The organism is Spirosoma aureum (genome assembly GCF_011604685.1).
GTDB classification, from domain to species: domain Bacteria; phylum Bacteroidota; class Bacteroidia; order Cytophagales; family Spirosomataceae; genus Spirosoma; species Spirosoma aureum.
Window position 1 is genome coordinate 7767730 of record NZ_CP050063.1, and the last position, 17545, is coordinate 7785274.

General features: G+C 48.1%; 20 protein-coding genes, 1 tRNA gene and 1 pseudogene. 15 read left to right on the top strand and 7 right to left on the bottom strand.

The window, feature by feature from the left end:
- Positions 1-74 precede the first annotated feature (74 nt).
- Positions 75-470, bottom strand: coding sequence for a ribosome silencing factor (rsfS, locus tag G8759_RS31050; RefSeq protein ID WP_162387652.1), 396 nt, complete (start codon positions 468-470; stop codon positions 75-77).
- A gap of 112 nt (positions 471-582) precedes the next feature.
- Between rsfS and G8759_RS31055 the strand changes: the two genes are divergently transcribed.
- Positions 583-1350, top strand: a complete 768-nt coding sequence (locus tag G8759_RS31055; RefSeq protein WP_167216960.1) for a biotin--[acetyl-CoA-carboxylase] ligase — start codon at positions 583-585, stop codon at positions 1348-1350.
- Between the two features lie 83 nt (positions 1351-1433).
- On the opposite strand, the gene pafA is transcribed toward G8759_RS31055, so the two are convergent.
- Positions 1434-3098 (bottom strand): alkaline phosphatase PafA, encoded by a 1665-nt coding sequence (pafA, locus tag G8759_RS31060; RefSeq protein WP_167216963.1) that lies wholly within the window; start codon positions 3096-3098, stop codon positions 1434-1436.
- 206 nt (positions 3099-3304) lie between these two features.
- On the opposite strand from pafA, the gene G8759_RS31065 reads away from it, so the two are divergent.
- On the top strand, positions 3305-4096 hold the full coding sequence (locus G8759_RS31065) for a sterol desaturase family protein (RefSeq protein WP_167216965.1): 792 nt from the start codon (positions 3305-3307) through the stop codon (positions 4094-4096).
- Positions 4097-4145: 49 nt separating this feature from the next.
- Here G8759_RS31065 and G8759_RS31070 read toward each other — a convergent pair whose 3' ends face one another.
- Positions 4146-5120: a polyprenyl synthetase family protein gene (locus G8759_RS31070; RefSeq protein WP_167216967.1), complete on the bottom strand. Its 975-nt coding sequence runs from the start codon at positions 5118-5120 to the stop codon at positions 4146-4148.
- Positions 5121-5395: 275 nt separating this feature from the next.
- Between G8759_RS31070 and G8759_RS31075 the strand changes: the two genes are divergently transcribed.
- On the top strand, positions 5396-6364 hold the full coding sequence (locus G8759_RS31075; RefSeq protein WP_167216970.1) for a patatin-like phospholipase family protein: 969 nt from the start codon (positions 5396-5398) through the stop codon (positions 6362-6364).
- 23 nt (positions 6365-6387) lie between these two features.
- On the opposite strand, the gene G8759_RS31080 is transcribed toward G8759_RS31075, so the two are convergent.
- Positions 6388-7068, bottom strand: a complete 681-nt coding sequence (locus G8759_RS31080; RefSeq protein WP_232074017.1) for a glycerophosphodiester phosphodiesterase family protein — start codon at positions 7066-7068, stop codon at positions 6388-6390.
- A 259-nt stretch (positions 7069-7327) separates the two neighbouring features.
- Between G8759_RS31080 and G8759_RS36515 the strand changes: the two are divergent.
- Positions 7328-7372: pseudogene (locus tag G8759_RS36515) on the top strand (hypothetical protein); the annotation flags it as partial.
- Between the two features lie 140 nt (positions 7373-7512).
- On the opposite strand, the gene G8759_RS31090 reads toward G8759_RS36515, so the two are convergent.
- Positions 7513-7586 (bottom strand) — tRNA-Arg (locus G8759_RS31090).
- Between the two features lie 396 nt (positions 7587-7982).
- On the opposite strand from G8759_RS31090, the gene yiaA reads away from it, so the two are divergent.
- Positions 7983-8378, top strand: a complete 396-nt coding sequence (gene yiaA / locus G8759_RS31095) for an inner membrane protein YiaA (RefSeq protein ID WP_167216972.1) — start codon at positions 7983-7985, stop codon at positions 8376-8378.
- 640 nt (positions 8379-9018) lie between these two features.
- Here yiaA and G8759_RS31100 read toward each other — a convergent pair.
- Together G8759_RS31100 and G8759_RS31105 are read right to left on the bottom strand one after the other, a co-directional pair.
- Positions 9019-9228, bottom strand: coding sequence for a hypothetical protein (locus tag G8759_RS31100; RefSeq protein WP_162384442.1), 210 nt, complete (start codon positions 9226-9228; stop codon positions 9019-9021).
- A 1261-nt stretch (positions 9229-10489) separates the two neighbouring features.
- Positions 10490-11188, bottom strand: coding sequence for an XRE family transcriptional regulator (locus G8759_RS31105; RefSeq protein WP_167216974.1), 699 nt, complete (start codon positions 11186-11188; stop codon positions 10490-10492).
- 169 nt (positions 11189-11357) lie between these two features.
- Between G8759_RS31105 and G8759_RS31110 the strand changes: the two genes are divergently transcribed.
- The 10 genes from G8759_RS31110 (at position 11358) to G8759_RS31155 (ending at position 17535) form a co-directional block, all read left to right on the top strand.
- Positions 11358-11651 carry a hypothetical protein gene (locus G8759_RS31110; RefSeq protein ID WP_167216977.1) on the top strand — a complete coding sequence of 98 codons (294 nt, stop codon included), beginning with the start codon at positions 11358-11360 and terminating at the stop codon, positions 11649-11651.
- 70 nt (positions 11652-11721) lie between these two features.
- Complete coding sequence (locus G8759_RS31115) at positions 11722-12039, top strand: hypothetical protein (RefSeq protein WP_167216979.1); 318 nt, start codon at positions 11722-11724, stop codon at positions 12037-12039.
- 3 nt (positions 12040-12042) lie between these two features.
- On the top strand, positions 12043-12393 hold the full coding sequence (locus G8759_RS31120; protein ID WP_167216981.1) for a hypothetical protein: 351 nt from the start codon (positions 12043-12045) through the stop codon (positions 12391-12393).
- A 134-nt stretch (positions 12394-12527) separates the two neighbouring features.
- Entirely contained in the window at positions 12528-12878 is a 351-nt protein-coding gene (locus tag G8759_RS31125; RefSeq protein WP_167216983.1) for a hypothetical protein, read from the top strand.
- Positions 12863-13015, top strand: coding sequence for a hypothetical protein (locus G8759_RS31130; protein ID WP_167216985.1), 153 nt, complete (start codon positions 12863-12865; stop codon positions 13013-13015). Before G8759_RS31125 ends, G8759_RS31130 begins: the two co-directional genes overlap by 16 nt.
- On the top strand, positions 13012-13254 hold the full coding sequence (locus G8759_RS31135; RefSeq protein ID WP_167216987.1) for a hypothetical protein: 243 nt from the start codon (positions 13012-13014) through the stop codon (positions 13252-13254). Before G8759_RS31130 ends, G8759_RS31135 begins: the two co-directional genes overlap by 4 nt.
- Positions 13251-13730, top strand: a complete 480-nt coding sequence (locus G8759_RS31140; protein WP_167216989.1) for a hypothetical protein — start codon at positions 13251-13253, stop codon at positions 13728-13730. Before G8759_RS31135 ends, G8759_RS31140 begins: the two co-directional genes overlap by 4 nt.
- 111 nt (positions 13731-13841) lie before the next feature.
- Positions 13842-14180, top strand: coding sequence for a CHC2 zinc finger domain-containing protein (locus tag G8759_RS31145; RefSeq protein WP_167216991.1), 339 nt, complete (start codon positions 13842-13844; stop codon positions 14178-14180).
- The gene (locus G8759_RS31150) at positions 14128-17022 is read left to right on the top strand and encodes a toprim domain-containing protein (RefSeq protein ID WP_167216993.1); all 2895 of its coding nucleotides are present in this window, start codon (positions 14128-14130) and stop codon (positions 17020-17022) included. The genes G8759_RS31145 and G8759_RS31150 overlap by 53 nt, the downstream gene beginning before the upstream one ends.
- A gap of 267 nt (positions 17023-17289) precedes the next feature.
- Complete coding sequence (locus G8759_RS31155; RefSeq protein ID WP_167216995.1) at positions 17290-17535, top strand: hypothetical protein; 246 nt, start codon at positions 17290-17292, stop codon at positions 17533-17535.
- The last annotated feature ends 10 nt before the right edge of the window (positions 17536-17545 follow it).

Here is a 17545-nt window from a genome sequence, read left to right on the forward strand (position 1 = left end):
CTAATGTTTCTATAACGGAATGGTTCGGACAGGCGGTAAACCTGTCCGATAGACGGTTGAAAATGTCCTTGTTCCTAGCTCACCGTTGCCAGCATACTTTCGTCGATATGCTGAATTTCGGCGTCGCCCCAGAGTTGTTCAAGGTCATAAAACGACCGGCGGTCTTTTTTAAATACGTGGGCAACCACATCCACATAGTCAAGTAAAATCCATTCCCGGTTCAATTTACCTTCCTTATGCCAGGGATCCTGGCGGCTGGCTTTATAAACTTCTTCCTCTATTGAGGTCGAGATGGCATCAATTTGCGTGTCGGAATTACCCGAACAAAGAACAAAATAATCGCAAATGGCATTTTTTACATTACGCAGGTCCATTACGACGATATCCTGCCCTTTTTTTTCCAGCATTCCCCGCACGACAAAATCACGGATTTGCTCGGCTGAAAACTCATTGCTTTTGTTAATTCTCATGCTTTCGGTTTAACATTGCACGATAAGCCAACCAGCGGGTACTTTACATAATGGATATATAAACATCCAGAGCACCATTCATTGACTTCCTACTACTAAACTATACAATATTTTGTACAAAATCTATCCCAAAACGCTTTTTGTCGGGCAAATAGTTAAATATCTGCCAAGCTGTCAGTCTACTAACGACGAAGCGTCTGCTTTGATTGCCCAGCAAGAGCCAGCCGAAGGCCTTATTGTCGTAACAGACAATCAAACGGCTGGTCGTGGTCAGCGAGGCAATGTTTGGGAGGCAAAACCCGCTCAAAACCTGACATTTTCGCTGATTCTCAAACCATCCTTCCTGTTCCCAACCGAACAATTCTGGCTCAACATGGCCATATCGCTCGGTATATATGACACCTTGCAACCACTCATAGGTGCTACGTTGCGCATTAAATGGCCAAATGATATATACGTAGAAGACAAGAAATTAGGTGGTATATTGATCGAAAACAGTTTACAAGGGCAGCGTATTGCCTGGTCAGTTATTGGAGTTGGATTGAACATAAACCAAACGGAATTTAGTTACTCAACGGCCACATCCTTACAGCAACAGGCACCCCTGCCTGACAATTATGACTTGCCAGGTGTGCTTCGTTCACTTTGTGAGAAAATAGAACAACGATACATTCAACTGCGTTCAGGCCAGCGTGATAATCTAAAGATCAATTACTTGCAAACCCTTTATCGTTATCAGGAAGAACACAGTTTTGAGCATGAAGAGCGGTTATTCCGCGGTACAATTGTCGGCGTAGATGCAGTTGGGCGATTAGCGATCGCCGAAGGGGAACTAGTGAGGTATTTTGGGTTCAAAGAAGTAACCTTTATAAATGAGTGAAAGTGCGAATGAAAGAAAGAGTGAAGAATAGTCTTTTGTCATTACTATTATTCGCTCATTCACTCTTTCGCACTTTCACTCATTTATTTAATAGCTTCCTCAACCGGATTGCCAATACAGCCGCTAGGTTCCAGGATACTGAGCAGAGCAGTAACGGTGGGCGCAATGTCGTGGATATGAGTTCGGCGGAAAGTCTGCCCAGGCTTAACACCCCAACCGTAGATCAGGAACGGAACGTGCGTATCGTACGTGTAGGTTGTGCCGTGAGTTGTGCCTTTGGTACGGCCTTCAAGCCAGCCCGGTGGTTGCATAACGTAGAAATCACCACTGCGGTTAGGGTGAAAAACGTTACGGAATAGATTCTCCTGCAGCAATGGTAGAGCTTCTGCCCCAAGATTATGTAGATTGATAACATTGACAATACCCCGCTGCTTGAGTAATGTGCTCTTCAGGTATTCATAAACGTCCTGAATAGCGATCTTTTTCTCCGTTAGCAAAGCATGGTTCAGGTAAACCTGCTGATTGAAATAGGAGAGCATCCACTGCCCTGGACCATAGGCTTTTTCAAGTGCTGCTTTGACAACATCGCCCACTTCACCATAACTTTTCACGCCCGACGGAATTCGGTATTGTTGCAAAAAGCCGGGCGCATCAACCACACCGTGGTCGGCAGATAGAAATGCCAGCCACTGACCCTTACCAACGCTTGCGTCGAGCTGAGCAAAAATATCGGCTAGTTGACGATCGAGCCGGATGTAGTTATCTTCCGTTTCGATCGCGTGCGTACCGAATGCGTGGCCTATATAATCGGGTGATGAAAAGCTTAAACAAAGCATGTCCGTTACATCATGCTGCCCTAGTTGTTCACCTTTTATGGCTGCCAGCGCAAACTCTTTGGTAATCTGATCGCCGTAAGGACTGGTTCTTAACGGCTCATATTTGCTGCCACCCGCCTGAATAGCAAACGTGTGAGGAAAAACGGATTTCGTTTCGCCCGCCAGTATGGTCTCGTAGGGCTCATCATCAGGTGTACTTTCGGTGTATTGATTCATCGCCAGCGTTGGTTCCCATTTCTGGCTAATAAATTGCTCGGGCAATTTGCGGGCATTGAAATCCTGTACCCACTTCGGTAATTCATTCTGGTAAAAAGTACTGCTGATAAAATTACCGTCTTTTGAATCGAACCAGTAAGCACCATTTGCGGCATGGCCAGCGGGCAAAATAGCCCCCCGGTCTTTTAACGCAATGCCAACCACTTTCGCTCGTCCGTCGGTAGCCAGTTTAAGCTGATCGCCGATGGTGGTTACGAGCAGATTACGGGGCGACATTTTGCCGGCAGTTCCGGTGTTCCCGACTGTATTGACCGTGGTATCTTCGGCACAGTACATCAGACGACCAATATTCCGTTCATAAAAATCATTACCAACGATACCATTCAGTGCAGGAGCAGACCCGGTGTAAATGGCCGCGTGCCCAGGTCCCGTATAGGTAGCCGCATAATGATAATGGTTATTCCGGGCATTGAAGCCTCCGTCCATCATTCGCCGGAATCCACCAGTCGTATATTTATCATAGTACCGGTATAGATAATCGTAGCGCATCTGGTCAACCACAATACCGACAACGAGTTTAGGGCGGGCCAATGTCTGGCGGGAAGCCGAAGCTACGGGCGTGGCTGCTTTTTTAGTTTGAGCAAAGGTCGTTGCCACCAGTAACGACAGCAGCAGAACAGGAGAATATAGGCGCATGAAGCCGTGCTTATTTGATTGGGTTCATTTTTGGCAAAGGTACAAACAAATCAATGGGCCGACCAACGGGCCGAATGAAGCGTTTATGAACGCCCGATAAATCCTAATCTCCTTTCCACGAGTATATCTTGATAGATAAATTTCCAACATTAACGCATCCATCCGGTTGACCCTATAAGCGGATTAACCGACCGCTCCATGCAGTCATGATTCAGATCAATGGTCCAGCTTCGTTCTGGCTGACAGCTTTACTTTTCTTCATCGCTATTTTCGGGCGTTATGTCCTGTTTTCGATCCTGTTCTGGTGGCTCTTCAAGGTATCCATGAAAGATCAGTTTGCACACCGGGCCGTTCAAACACGCCCACGCAAACCAGGTCAGGACCGTCGCGAAATTGGATGGTCGGTGCTGACATCCTTAATTTTTACGGCCATTGCATTAGGCGTAATTCTGGCTTATCAGGAAGGATACACGCTGATTTATACGGATCTTGCTACACACTCGACGCTTTGGTATCCGATCAGTATTTTGCTGGTGTTATTTATTCACGAAACTTACTATTACTGGCTTCATCGCTGGATGCATAGACCAGGGGTTTACCGTTGGGTGCATAAAACCCACCATGATAGCATTACTACCTCACCCTGGACAGCCTTTTCGTTTCACCCCATTGAAAGTACGCTTCAGGCTATTGTCATTCCGGTCCTGACATTTGTATTGCCTCTGCACATTTCGGCGGTGGGGATACTCTTACTGATTATGACCTTTTCGAGCGCGATCAATCACCTGAATACCGAAATTTACCCGCGCGATTTCGACCGGCACTGGCTAGGTCGCTGGCTGATCGGCGCAACGCATCATGGGCTTCATCATTCACAATTCAGATTCAACTTTGGGCTTTATTTCACGTTCTGGGATAAATGGATGAAAACCGAAAGTCCCGACTACCATGGGTTATTTGAAGAGAAGACGCAGAAAGCAGGAAAGCGTATCGAATGACTATACAGCGAAAAATTACGCTGTATAGTCATTCGATACGCTTTCCTGCTTATTTACTCCGCTCAATGGTATACTGAACCAACTGGTACAATGACTGCCGATAGGTTGATTTGGGAAACGAGTTTAGTAACGCTTGGGCTTCAATAACATAGCTATTCATAGCCTGAGTTGCGTATTCGATTCCGCCCGAATTTTTGACGAACGTAATTACTTCATCTACCTTTTTAGGATTCTCACTATCGTTCTTGATGATATTAATGACCCGACGCTTCTCCAGATAACCAGCTTTATTAAGGGCATAAATAAGCGGCAACGTCATCTTTTTCTCTTTGATGTCAATGCCCAACGGTTTACCAACCTCAGCCGTACCGTAATCGAAGAGGTCGTCTTTAATCTGGAAGGCAATACCAACTTTCTCGCCAAAGGTGCGGGCTTTTTCAACGATTGCAGGATCACCCCCTGCCGAACGCGCTCCAACCGCACAACAAGCCGCAATAAGCGAGGCTGTTTTTTGACGGATGATATCATAATAAACAGCCTCGGTGATGTCCAGCCGACGCGCTTTGTAGAGCTGGAGTAATTCACCCTCGCTAATTTCACGAACAGCCGTTGAAACAATCTGGAGGAGTTCAAAATCACCATTGTCTACCGATAGCAATAAACCACGGGATAAAAGGTAGTCGCCAACCAATACGGCAACTTTGTTTTTCCAGAGCGCATTCACCGAAAAAAAACCCCGCCGATAGTTAGAATCATCGACAACATCGTCGTGAACAAGCGTGGCAGTGTGGAGTAATTCAATAAGCGACGCCCCCCGATAGGTTGCTTCGGTAATTTGACCGCAGACGCCTGCCATCAAAAACACAAACATGGGGCGGAGTTGTTTGCCTTTCCGCTTCACGATGTAATTCATGATTTGGTCGAGCAGCATGACGTCGCTTTTCATTTGCCCCCGAAATTTCTGCTCGAATAACTCCATTTCGGCAGCAATGGGGGCTTGTATATCAGCGACTGAAAGAGGCATATTGGAGTCGGTAGTCAATAGTAGAGTATCAATGAACGTTTGTATTAAGTCAACAACAGATACGCGTAATATGTGCTCTTAACTCTTGACAAACGGCTATCGACGATAAACTATCGACTAAATTTTCGGCAAGTATAGCAAGGAAAGCGCAGACGCCGAAAAAGCCAGCCATAAAACCAATATTCCCGAATGCCGTTTTATAATCTGTTCTCTTTTGTTTATACCGCAAAAACTGGCAACTTACTGCTAATCTACCTCAACTTCATGCGTCGTTTATGATCAACAATCCGGTCCCCCCCGTACCCCATCCAACAGCAGTTTCTTCCGAAGTAAAGCCCATTAAAGCGCTCGTTCTGGGCGGAGGTTCATTAAAAGGCGCATTTCAGGCAGGGGCCGTAATGGCTCTTTTCGAGTCGGGCTTTGTTCCCGATCAACTTTATGGCATTTCGGTGGGTAGCCTTAACGCTACGTTCATTGCCAACGAAACGGCCCGTCAGTATGCCGAAAGCGGCCATATCGATTGGGAAAAAGTGGGTAAATACCTGATTGAGTTCTGGATTCGAAACATTACTAAACCCGACGACGTAGCCGTTATTCGATCGCGATTCCGACTAGGGTATAACACACTCATCCGCCGGTTTGATGGCCTACTGGACAACTCCCCCATCAAAAACCTGATCCGCAGTCACGTCGATCTGGATGCCATCCGAAAAGGTCCATTGAAGATTAAAGTTGGCGCTGTCGATATTATAGAAGGGGATATGCGTTATGCTGATGCCCAGGACCCCGACTTTCTCGAATATGTGTATGCCAGCAGTTCACTGCCTTTTCTGATGCCCGCCGTGCAGATTGGTGGCGATCACCGACGTGCTTTTCTGGACGGCGGCCTGCGTGAAGTAGCCCCCCTGCGCGTGGCGATTGAAGACGGGGCAACTGACATTGCCTGTGTTGCCTGCCATGCCCGCAAGATTTACAACGAGAAGTTCAATTACCGAAACCTATTGAACCTGATGGACCGGGTTAAGGACATTACGGTCAATCAGCTGGTAAACAACGACATTGCCTGGGCCGAACGTTTTGCCGATCGGGAAAAACTCGACGGACGAAAACTTCAGTTAACAATCATCAGGCCTACGGAGCCGCTTTATCTGAACATGATGAAATTCACCTCCGACGATATTGGCCGGATGATCGTTTCCGGCTACCAGGCCGGAACGGATGTGTTGAAGGTAAAAAATAGTTAACCGAAACCAGATCAGGCTATCGTTTAGAATAAAGCAGATACCTCAATTGGCCGATCAGTGGTTACAATATCACCGCCTTGCCGGAATAGTTCGCGATACCCAGACGTGGCTTCGGACAGTGGCTTTTCGTCTAACTGAGTGGGTCCGTAAGTACCGATAGAGCATGGAATACCGAGCTTGTGCAGACGCTCATAGAATGCAATTGGCTGGGGTTTCTGGGGCGTAAGTGCAATTAATCGTCCTGATGCCAGTGGGTTCGTTTCCAATCGCTCCAGATCAGCCATGCTATTTACGCCAACTGCCAGCCACAGAGCCGGATACTTATCACGAACACGCTGTGCGTCGGCGAGTGAATAGCAAATGACAAAAACACAATATTCGGACTGATGCTTACGCACTTCGTTCATAACGCGCACCGGATCGATTCCGGGCTTTACATCAAGGGCCAATACATACCGATTCTGATTCCAGGCCAGTATATCGCCAAAGGTTGGAATAGGCTGATCGGTTAGCTCACCGCTCAGTGTTTTGAGCCTGATCTTTTTTAAATCAGGCAACGACCATTGGGCCACATCTCCTGTTACATTCGACTCACGATCCAGGGTCGCATCATGCAGCAAAACAAAGTTGCTATCGCGCGTCATCCGCACATCCATCTCGATAATGGCATCGGGAAGCGCCTTTTCTAACTTGAGGATAAACAACCGAGCAAGATGTTTGAATATACTTGCCGAACTAAAGCCGTCACGAATCTCACTGCATCAGCGGTTTTGTCTAACTCAATGATCACATAACCCCACTTATTGCCTGAAACCAGCCTGATCTGCGTTATCTATTGTATCCAACACCCCTCCACAAGTGGACTTGCTACATTTGACTGGAGGCAGTTTTTAGGCACATTTGGGGACAAACCAGAAGCTACCCATGAAAAAAAGGCGTGTATTCGACGAGACGTTTAGGAAAATGGCCGTCGAGTTATCCCATGCCAAAGGCTCCGTGCAGGAGGCTGCACGCGAGTTAGGCATCGACTCAAGCCGAATCACTAAATGGAGGCAAAGCCATAAAAGTCCCGCTCAGTTAGTAGCAAATTGTGTATCAAATAAAAAAGGCACTCACCTCTTTGAAGTGCAAGTGCCTGACTATCAATGTGATCCCGAAGCGACTCGAACGCTTGACCGTCTGCTTAGAAGGCAGATGCTCTATCCAACTGAGCTACAGGACCCAAAAAATATACTAATAAGCCCACACGACAGAGGTCGAAACTATAAACCAATTAGCTCGACTTGTTTAGTTGATTGTGGCAATTAATACCATTTTCCCCTTCAACGCTGTGTTTAGTTACCCCAAAAGTAAGCCCATTTCTATTATTTTGCAAAAATGGACCATTGAATGCAGTAGCTTATAGTAACGAATCAACCATTCAGGCAAATACAAATTTGGCTATATCAGGCCTTGTTTCTGGGAACCGTAAGCCCAATACGTTACTTATTTACCCGTTCCTACCAACTATTCATTTCCAATCGTTTACTATCGTTTGTTCCACCAACTTTGAAGCATCAAATCATTGCAATCTAATTCCATGCTAAACCAGATTGCACTAGTAAACAAAACTACAGAAATGAATCAAAAACCATCAATGGCATTTGTTGGAGCATCCTGGTTAGCTTTGGGTGCGGGGATGTTTGGGTTCTTAATTGGTCTTTGGCGATCCGACATGCTTCTCAATGAAAAAGGATTTTATTTCACGGTACTGATGTATGGTCTTTTTTCAGTGATATCTGTACAAAAAAGCGTGCGAGACCGATTAGAACGGGTTCCGGTCACAGATATTTATTATGGTCTGAGCTGGTTTTCTACTATTCTCGCCATTGTTTTACTGACTATAGGCTTATGGAATGCAACATTATTACCCAGCGAGAAAGGCTTTTATTCATTTGCTTTTCTGTTGGCTTTATTTGGAGCAATCGCTGTTCAGAAGAATACGCGCGATAGCCAGACTGTCGAGACGAATTAATCCATAAAATTAAGCCATACCAATAGGCATCATTCCGAATTTTAAAAAGGCTGTTAACATAAAAACCTTCTGATGAATAGCACAGCATTGCTAATTTCGGAAAGTTTTCTTATGTCTCAAGACACTATTTTAAGCACAACTTTGCTGATCGTCAATGCCTGGATAGCCGTTTGGCAATCTGGTTCAAGGTCTTGCTGAACTTCTTGTACACTCGCAAAGGAGACGAACCTGGAGAATTGTCTCTCATTCCATTAGCTGGCATTTTTATGAGAAGAATCGATCGATAACAAAAGTCAAACAGTTCAATATGCTGATAAGTATATTGAAGTTGAGAACACGGCGATGTGAGCATGTACAAGCTTGTCTGAGCACTACCCTATTATTATTGAGGTAGTTACGGCATCAGGAGATTCTGATATTGGAAGTTCTTCAGGCAGGGAGTGCCGTTATTAATTAAACCCGGCGCGATCTGGTTCGCCCAGCGTGGACTGTGCATTTTTATCCGCCTGGTCCTTTGCTTACGGTCTTTAATGTCAGTGAGGGAACGCATCAGACTCGCGATCTTACTTACCAGTACTGGCAGTTCCCTAAACAGGATGTAGTTGAGTTAATAGCGTATAATCCGATTTGGTCTCAATCACTATTTACAACAAATCTTTTCAGCTTCCTGCCTTCTCTTATTGACAAACTCCAGAAATGCTAGGTGAGGATTTATTATGAACAAGTTTTCACTGCCCGTTTCCCGCCCCTTTTTTAGTTCAATCCAGTTGATTTGCTTTGAAATCAGATCAAACTCGCTGGCCATTGATTCGGCTCTATCTTTCCAAAACTCCTTTGTTGGTGTGTCCAAGTTGTCTTAGTTTTTTTTGAAGAGTAAGATTAGGGAATAAATAGTTAATAGTCAATAGCCGGGTAAAGTGGTATCGGCCAGATTTCGTGCTGACCAGGTGTAAAGCCTGTCATTTACTGTGATTCGTGGTTAGGAAGAGAAAAAAAGTTGTTTTTATTCTGTCACTTTTTTCCATTCACTTGCAGTTTTTACAATAGATCGTTTAACACTAATTATTTGTCCAGAATTATAAGTATCTCCTGCCGGATAAATGTACAATCTTTCTACTGTTAGCTCGAGTACTGAGAGCTGTGAAAGGCACTTCGTTCTGCAACCGCATGCAAATCTTTCGTTTAAAGGAAACCAAATACGTATCGAAGTTTCCACTTGCCGGTACTTATCAGTTATACTTCATCGGCTCACCGATTATCTCCCTATCTTTCTAACGGACTGTTAGTTAACTACAATAAGTATGTCAAATGTATCAATCCTGGTTTCATCCATGAAGTGACTCAAAAGATTGATGATACTAACGCGACCGTAGCCTACTGCAATGCTCGGGTTGGGGACCCGATACCGGCTGACGGATCAAACAAGCCTGATCTTACAACCGACTGGAACTTACCAGCTGGGGTTGTCCCTTCGATATTCACACTCGCTTTAATGATTATTTCCTGAGCTTACAAGCATTGATAAGGGCTTCATTTTAGTAAACAGCCATAAGTTTCAATTACGTCTTTGTCGAACAAAGAACGCTTGTCATCATTAACAATCTCCTTGGCGAGCGAGGCTTGCAGTCAAGGAAAGACTCGTTTCATTGAGAGAAAGGTAAATAACCAGATTTTTGAGATAACCTGAAAGATTCCGTAACAATGTTGATGGAAGTCAACTTAAAATGTTCCAGGATGAACTTAGGCAATAGAAACTGAATTAGGGGGCAATAAACTTCCCAAAATGTTCTAGACTTGGCTAATACCAAAAACCTGGAAAATTTAATTCCCTCCACAAATATTGGAACTGATCTCAAAATGCAAAGCGTACACATACGTACACAAAAAAACCGACCAGCACTTAAGCTAATCGGTTGCTTGTCTGGAATTTCAGTGTCGGGGTGGCAGGATTCGAATTCGCTTCCCATTTCCCAATACATATCCCAGAACAGGCTGGGAATCGCCAAATCAGGCAGACTACTCGAAAAATAGCTGCCACACCGGTAGGCTTACTGCCACAAAACTGCCACTACTTTTCAGGTGCTCAGACGAGGTGTAGTTATTACTAAACGTTAGACGGGCTCCCAGACCTTGGCGACGACTTTCCACATGCACTGGATATCCTCAGCGTCCACGATGATCTCACCAAACTCCGCATTGTCCGAATGCAGCGTCAGGGTTTTTGTCGTTGTCAACGTATTGGTTTTAATGCGCTTGATGACGAATCGATTTGCGTACAATACGGCATAAATCCCTCCGCTCTCGTAGCGAATGTCATTAGTGGGTACGTGCACGGCGAGTACTTTGGCTCCACTCACGATTCGAGGTTCCATGCTATCGCCCAGTACATCAATGACTAAGGATTGCTTTTTCTTCAACTCTTCCGGCAGTATAACGGCATAGGCTTCCTCAATCCAATTAAGTCGGCAATCGTCATATACAATATGGGGAAATCCTGCCTGGGCTTTTGCCGTTAGGTATGGAATGTAAGTGTAAACTTCATTTGCAAAGCCTTTAGCAGTTTTTGCTTTGTTGGCCAAGTCGTCATTTGCCAAAATGCTAGGCTCCGATATCTCTCCCTTCATTAGATCTCCAACTGAAACCCCGAAAATCTCAGACAAGCGATGTAAGTTTTTCTTACCTGGCTCAGTCTTACCACTTAACCACTGATAAATAGACTGAGGTTTTATGCCCATTTGATGCGCTAACTCAGTAGGGTTCAGACCCTTACGATCTATCAAAGTTTGAATCATAATGGAGAGTTCTGACACGATGAAAAAATATTTTGTAAGATTTTCTTGTTTTTTATGAAAGAGAATCTTTACTTCGTACCACTAATAAAAGGAACACTTACACAAGTGCCACTTACAAAGGCTAAAGTATAGCTAAAAGCGCAGTGCGCAAAGCCCGCTTACTCAAGAAGTGTAAAATCCGTGACAAATGGCAACAAAGCGAAATAAAGTGGTTGCAGCGGTCCAGGAATGGAAAGACCGAATGAGCCGAGCAAAAGCCGACTTACCAGACTCGGTTGGAATGCAGGATGTTATCCTGAAAGTCATTGCCTTTAACCCCGACTTGGACAGTTTAGCCTTCGCGACCCGCTGGCGAAATGCCTGGTATATCAAGACATCTGATCCAGAAATTACGATCGCGGTCGAACAGGCAACAGTCTATTTTAAGGATAAAGCACAGAAGGCACGGAAACGCCTTAACCGCCAAAAACTTGTGAGTTAATCACCTATAACTATCGGCATCGTCCGATAACTATCGGTATAATACTATAACTATCGTTATCTTTTTTCATATGAAAGCCTTAGCCTTATTCGCCCTGCTGGCCACACTATCCAGCTGCCAAACGTTTACCCACTCCCGTTCGTCGCAACCGGATAGTGTACTGGTGAAAGCCCGACATGCCGACAGTCCCGCAGAGCTGACAGCGTTTCTAAAATTACCCGCTGATAAGCTCGATGACTACTACGTCAATCAGCGGCTTACCGCCAGTCCATTGCCGTCCAAGCCGGACCAACTGGGCAACATTCAGTTTGCGCCCGATGCCAACGGTACGTATCCCTTGATCATTCAATCGCTTTCGCCCAGCCATGACGACAACCATCGCCATTGAGCCATGTTAATCAAGATCACCCAACACCGCAAAACACCGAACCGGGCTTTTACCAAGCTAATGGAACACCTTCAGGCACTGGCTGCCTCCGAGGACGATTTAGCCGCGGCTACGCCCCTGCACCTTAGACAAACAGCCGAGATCGCCTGGCTGGAATACTGTATGCAATTCCGCTGCCACCAGGAGCATCTCTATTTCAGCGATAACGCCCGCTCACTGTATAAAGAGGTGCGCTCCCTGAGCGATAAGCCTTTCTTATTCAATCCGACCACTTATCTGCTCTGGCTCACCTGGGGCACCCTGAATGGTGGGATCAAGATGGCTACCATTAGCCTATCTGGTTTTCCTGAGTAATCCATTTCTATAGCCAATAAATCGCCAATTCCATGAACCTCATCCAGTTAATTCCCGGCCCGATGCGGGCGGTTGTTTGCCTGCCCCCGCGCAAAAACAGCTTTCAACAGGTCAGTTTTGCCTTCGAGGGCATCATGCTCCACCACGTTACGCTCTTGATGCGCCTGCTCGATCATAGCTTCATTAAGCTCCTGATGGGCCCCGACTCGGCCAGCCATCCCGGACCCGAAGGATTTACCAAACTCGACATTGTTACCCTGAGCCACCTGTTGCCCAGCGAACCGGCGAACGTAGTCATGAGCCGACTCGAGCACGCCCTGCTGCTGGAGTATCTACTGGCCCAGATCACCTGGATGGGCGAGCACGAGCAGTCCATTCTGGCCGACATACCGCTTACGCAGATCACCGGCAAGCTCCGGGCCATCCGTCACGTACTGAGCACCAACACCACCGATATCCGCTTTCACCTATGGAAACGCTACTGACATTTCTCAGACTCCATGCCTATCTGGCCTACGGGCCACTGGCCAGCCTGCTCTGCTTTACCGCCATTCATATTGTCCGGATGGCTTTTCGCAAACCCAGTCAACCTCCGTTCACGCCTAAACGCAACCGGTTATGATCCTGCTCGACGACATCATCGCCCACTTTCAGGCCGGTACGCTCTCCGAGCTACCCAGAAAGGAGCTCCTCGAAGCCCAGCGTAAGGTAACCACCTACCTGGGCTGGCATGAGCAGAACCCGGACTTCTCGCATCCGGTCGTACCAACGGCCGAAGAACTAAAACCAGTCCACGAGTTACTGGAAACCACGCTAAACACCCGCTTTGGGCTGGATGGCATGACCCCAACCGAGCCATGAATGTCTGCAAAATGATTCCTCATCCGCTGCTGCGGCCAACACCCGGCATTGCCTCACCCCTCGAATGCCGCTGGGTACAACTGACCTACTGCGAGATCGAATATATCGTTGGCTTGCTCTCGGGTTCGCTGCAGGATCTGACCAGCGGGAAGCTCAAGCCCCGGAACCACTTTCCGCTCACCAGTCTGGAGTGTCTGACCCTGATTGAGACGCTGTCTGAGCAGCTCCCGGCCCTGGAGCCCAAACCCTGCTGTACGACGCTGCTGGTGCGCCTGGCGGACATGCAGCTCTACCAGTTCAACCAATACCGTTTTTGGGTAGAAAACGATTATGCCGAGACCCTGGAGCGACTCGTCAAACAACCCGAGCACTGGCTTAGCCAGCAGGTAACGGCGCAGATTACCTGGAACTATGCCCTGCTGACCCGCATCAAAAAGAAGTTGTCATCACCCATCGGGCAATGGACACCGCCCTAAAAACAAAACTGCCTGGTATCGAGTGAAGCCAGGCAGAGTAAAATTTTCTATAGCGGTTCAGACGCCAATCCGAACACACCTGCAAGCTACAAAAAACCACTAAGCAACCCCATGATCGATCCGTATTTTCTGGACAGACTTCGCGCCCAGGCTGATATCGTCTTCATTATCGGTGAGCTGTGGGAGATCAAAAAAGCAGGGAGCAATTACAAAGGGTGCTGTCCCTTTCATACCGAGAAATCACCCTCCTTTTCCGTCAGCCCCGGCAAGCAGATCTTCAAGTGCTACGGCTGCGGAAAGGGAGGGGATCTCTTCCGATTCGTGCAGGATTTCAAGCGTCTTACCTTTTCGGAAGCCGTCCACTACGTCGCCGACCGATACAACGAAACCGTCATTTATGAACGACCCATCAACCGAACCCGTTCCCGCTTCCATGACCTCGATCTCTGAACCGAGCCAGCGGCCCCCTGGTGGCGAAGAGGAGCTGCTGGAGCTCTATGATATCAACAAGGCCGTGGGCCGAAAGTATCATGAGCATTTGCTATCCGTCCTGACCCAGGCCGACCATCCCGTCAGTCTGTATTTGCAGGCCCGCGAGTTGACCACGGAGCTCATCCAGCAGTGGCAGCTGGGCTACGCACCCGATAACTGGCGTTTTCTGACCAGTCCCCTGATTGACAAGGCGGCCTTTGTGCCGGCCGTTACCGCTGGGGTATGCGTCGAGGATGGCGTCAAGAAACGGGACTTTTTTCACCAGCGGCTCATGATTCCCCTGGTCGATCAGTACCGCCGGGTGACGGGCTTTACCGGCCGAAGCCTCGACGGCCGGGACCCTAAATACCTCAACACCCGCGAGACGCCCATTTTTAAAAAATCCGAGCAGCTCTTCGGGCTCGATCATGCCTTACGATCCATTGTCCGCAGCAAATCGATCGTGTTGACCGAAGGTAATTTCGACGTAATCAGCCTGCACCGGTTTGGTGTCGACAATGCCCTGGGCAAAGGGGGCACGGCCCTCTCGGACGCCCAGATCGCGCTGCTCAAACGGCTCGGAGACGTAGTGACCCTGATCTATGATGTCGACGAGAATGGAGCGGGCCAGCAGGCGCTGCTGCGGGACTGCGAGGCCTTGTTAAAAGCGGGTCTTCGGGTCCAGGTGTTTTTGCTGCCCGATACGATTGAATCGGAGGGCAAAATCAGCAAGTCCGATGCCGATAACTGGTCGCGCTGGCTGATGAGTCAGGCCGATCTGCCTCTAAAATTCAACCTGGCCAAACACATCGCCAAAGAAGCGCAGGAAGGCCTGCTCTGGCTGGCTACGCAGTGGACTCAGCAAGACGATCTGGCCCAGCAGGTTGAAGGAGAAACCCGAAGTGTGGGGCTACTGGCCTGTGTTACCGATGAGGTCTGGCGCAAGAAGTACGCCAAAAAGCTGGCCACTGTCTTCGACTGCGAAGCAAAAGGACTCCTCCAGCAGGCTGAACGGATCCGCAAGCAAACCACAGCTGTAGCACCTGCCGAGAGCGAAGACGACGATGAGTTTATTGCCGGAGCGGTCTGGTATAAAAAGCGGGACCAGTCGATGCTGGTCCGATCGGGCAAAGGCGGCATGGCCACCGTAGCCGATAACTTTCACCTGTTTATCAAGTACGTTACCGAAGATGAGGATGAGAATTTAACCTGGATTCTGGAGATCCGGCCGCGTGAGGGTGATCCGATTTACATCGAAGTACCCCACGAGGATTTCTGCTCGGCTTTCCGGCTCAAAAAGATCATTACCGGCAAGCAGTATTCGCTGAAAATCAGCGACGGTGAGCTCTCCGAGCTGCAAAGCTTTCTTTTCAGCCAGACCCGGTTTGCCAGGGCCATCAAAATCATCCGGTACGGCTATCACGTGCCCAGCGGCGTGTTTTTCTTTGCCAACCAGGCCGTCAACGGTAAAATGCTCACGCCGGATGAATTTGGTATGGTCGAGACGGTCAAGGACGAAAAACCGATGGTACTCTCGATGCCGGCCCAGAAAAAGCACAAGGCGCACCGGTTTACCCTGACCGATACGACCATCAGTGTCAATGCGTTTTTTGATCTGTATGCCCAGGCCCATGGCTACGAAAACGCGCTGATTCCGTTTTGCTGGAACCTGATGGCCCTGTTTCGCGATGTAGCGCTGCACCACAAAAACTTCTCGCCGATTCTGTTTCTTAAAGGTGGTGCCGGCACCGGTAAGTCAAGCATGATCCGGGTACTGACATCGGCTTACGGCAAAAAGCAGGAAGGGGTTAACCTCAAATCCAAAAATACGGAAGCCGCCCTGGTCAAGCTCATGTCGCAGGGCTCGAACGTACCGATCTGGTTTGATGAGTTTCATAACGACCTGACCTGCGAGGGATTGTTTCAGGCCGCCTATGACAACGATGGCTATCACCGCTCCAGGGACAATACCAGCTCGGAGACCGATGCCATCGAGATTCATTCGGCGCTGGCCCTGACGAGTAACTACCTGCCGGAAAATCCCATCTTTTTCTCGCGCTGCGTGTTTGTGCCCATCACCAGCCAGGATAAGACCGATGCGCAGCGTCAGGCCTTTTACAGGCTTGAGGAGTTGCAGGAAGCCGGGCTGGGCTGTCTGACCGTCGAGCTGCTGCAACACCGGCAACTCATCGAAAGTCAGTACGCGGCCTCGTATGATCTGCTCCACAAGCATTTGCAGGCCGAGTTCAAAACCGATAAAATGCCCGAGCGTTTCTACGCTAACATGGCCCAGGTCATGGCCGTGGCCTTTACGCTGGCCAGCGCCAAAAAGATTGCCATCACCGAGTCAGACAGTACTCTGGACATCCTGCGGGAGCTGGTCAGTCTGGGTGCGACCAACATCCGTCGGCAATACCGGATCATGTCCGAAAAAACGGCCCTGTCGGAATTCTTCGAGATTGTCCAGCAGCTCTACGATCAGTACCAGATTCACGAAGAGATCCACTTTGCCTTCAAAGCCACGGGGCAGACAATGATGATTCGGCTCTGGTTCCCCCAGCTCTACACGCTCTATGCCCAGACCTACCGGCGCATCTACCAGAAAGCCCCTGCCGATAAGGATACGCTACAAAGTGAGATCGCGGCTTTTGAAGACATGACGGACTGGGATGCCATGAAAAAGCAGTTTCGCATGCGCAACGACGGGGAGAGCCGGTCCGATGCGCCCACGCTGCCCAGGCCGGGTTGCTGCGAAATGGACTACGCAAAACTGGCCGATAAGTATGGATTAAGCCTGGAACATCGAAAAGTGAAGAATTAACCGGTTTTGACGCGAAAAACTACCCAAAACGTACTACAACACTACATCTAGGGATAAGAACCTGATAATCAATAAAATAAATGTAGTAATGCTGTAGTAAGTGTGTAGTAATCGTGTAGTCCTGTAGTAATGTATTTGGCGCACTACACCAATACTACACTAAAATCACCGTAACACACTGGTAGTCAGTATTTTATCAAAGTGTAGTAATGTAGTACACTACAGACCCTCATTTTCAGGATAAAAAACAGTGAAAAAACGCGAAAAATGGAAAATCAGCCCACGGACGAACTGCTCCTCTACCGCTGGAGCAAATGGATGGATGGGAACGGAAAGCTCTGGGTGGTCACGGCCCTGGGCGGCTATTTCAAACAGCCCGGCACCCCGAAAGCAACCGTGGTCGAGCTCTACGATGCCGACTCCGAATGCGCCCAGGATTTTCCCTACAGCGAAGTGATGAGCTGGATTCGGAAAGGCACCCTCAAACGCGTTGAAGGCCCGATTTTACTCTAGCAACCAACAA

What these genes read in the sequence shown, in the direction of transcription:
- rsfS (WP_162387652.1), bottom strand. Translation starts at nt 470, where the DNA reads ATGAGAATTAACAAAAGCAATGAGTTTTCAGCCGAGCAAATCCGTGAT.
- G8759_RS31065 (WP_167216965.1), top strand. Translation starts at nt 3,305, where the DNA reads ATGATTCAGATCAATGGTCCAGCTTCGTTCTGGCTGACAGCTTTACTT.
- G8759_RS31130 (WP_167216985.1), top strand. Translation starts at nt 12,863, where the DNA reads ATGGAAACGCTACTGACATTTCTCAGACTCCATGCCTATCTGGCCTAC.
- G8759_RS31150 (WP_167216993.1), top strand. Translation starts at nt 14,128, where the DNA reads ATGAACGACCCATCAACCGAACCCGTTCCCGCTTCCATGACCTCGATC.
- G8759_RS31120 (WP_167216981.1), top strand. Translation starts at nt 12,043, where the DNA reads ATGTTAATCAAGATCACCCAACACCGCAAAACACCGAACCGGGCTTTT.
- G8759_RS31075 (WP_167216970.1), top strand. Translation starts at nt 5,396, where the DNA reads ATGATCAACAATCCGGTCCCCCCCGTACCCCATCCAACAGCAGTTTCT.
- G8759_RS31140 (WP_167216989.1), top strand. Translation starts at nt 13,251, where the DNA reads ATGAATGTCTGCAAAATGATTCCTCATCCGCTGCTGCGGCCAACACCC.
- G8759_RS31145 (WP_167216991.1), top strand. Translation starts at nt 13,842, where the DNA reads ATGATCGATCCGTATTTTCTGGACAGACTTCGCGCCCAGGCTGATATC.
- pafA (WP_167216963.1), bottom strand. Translation starts at nt 3,098, where the DNA reads ATGCGCCTATATTCTCCTGTTCTGCTGCTGTCGTTACTGGTGGCAACG.
- G8759_RS31115 (WP_167216979.1), top strand. Translation starts at nt 11,722, where the DNA reads ATGAAAGCCTTAGCCTTATTCGCCCTGCTGGCCACACTATCCAGCTGC.
- G8759_RS31125 (WP_167216983.1), top strand. Translation starts at nt 12,528, where the DNA reads ATGCTCCACCACGTTACGCTCTTGATGCGCCTGCTCGATCATAGCTTC.
- yiaA (WP_167216972.1), top strand. Translation starts at nt 7,983, where the DNA reads ATGAATCAAAAACCATCAATGGCATTTGTTGGAGCATCCTGGTTAGCT.
- G8759_RS31135 (WP_167216987.1), top strand. Translation starts at nt 13,012, where the DNA reads ATGATCCTGCTCGACGACATCATCGCCCACTTTCAGGCCGGTACGCTC.
- G8759_RS31070 (WP_167216967.1), bottom strand. Translation starts at nt 5,120, where the DNA reads ATGCCTCTTTCAGTCGCTGATATACAAGCCCCCATTGCTGCCGAAATG.
- G8759_RS31155 (WP_167216995.1), top strand. Translation starts at nt 17,290, where the DNA reads ATGGAAAATCAGCCCACGGACGAACTGCTCCTCTACCGCTGGAGCAAA.
- G8759_RS31110 (WP_167216977.1), top strand. Translation starts at nt 11,358, where the DNA reads ATGGCAACAAAGCGAAATAAAGTGGTTGCAGCGGTCCAGGAATGGAAA.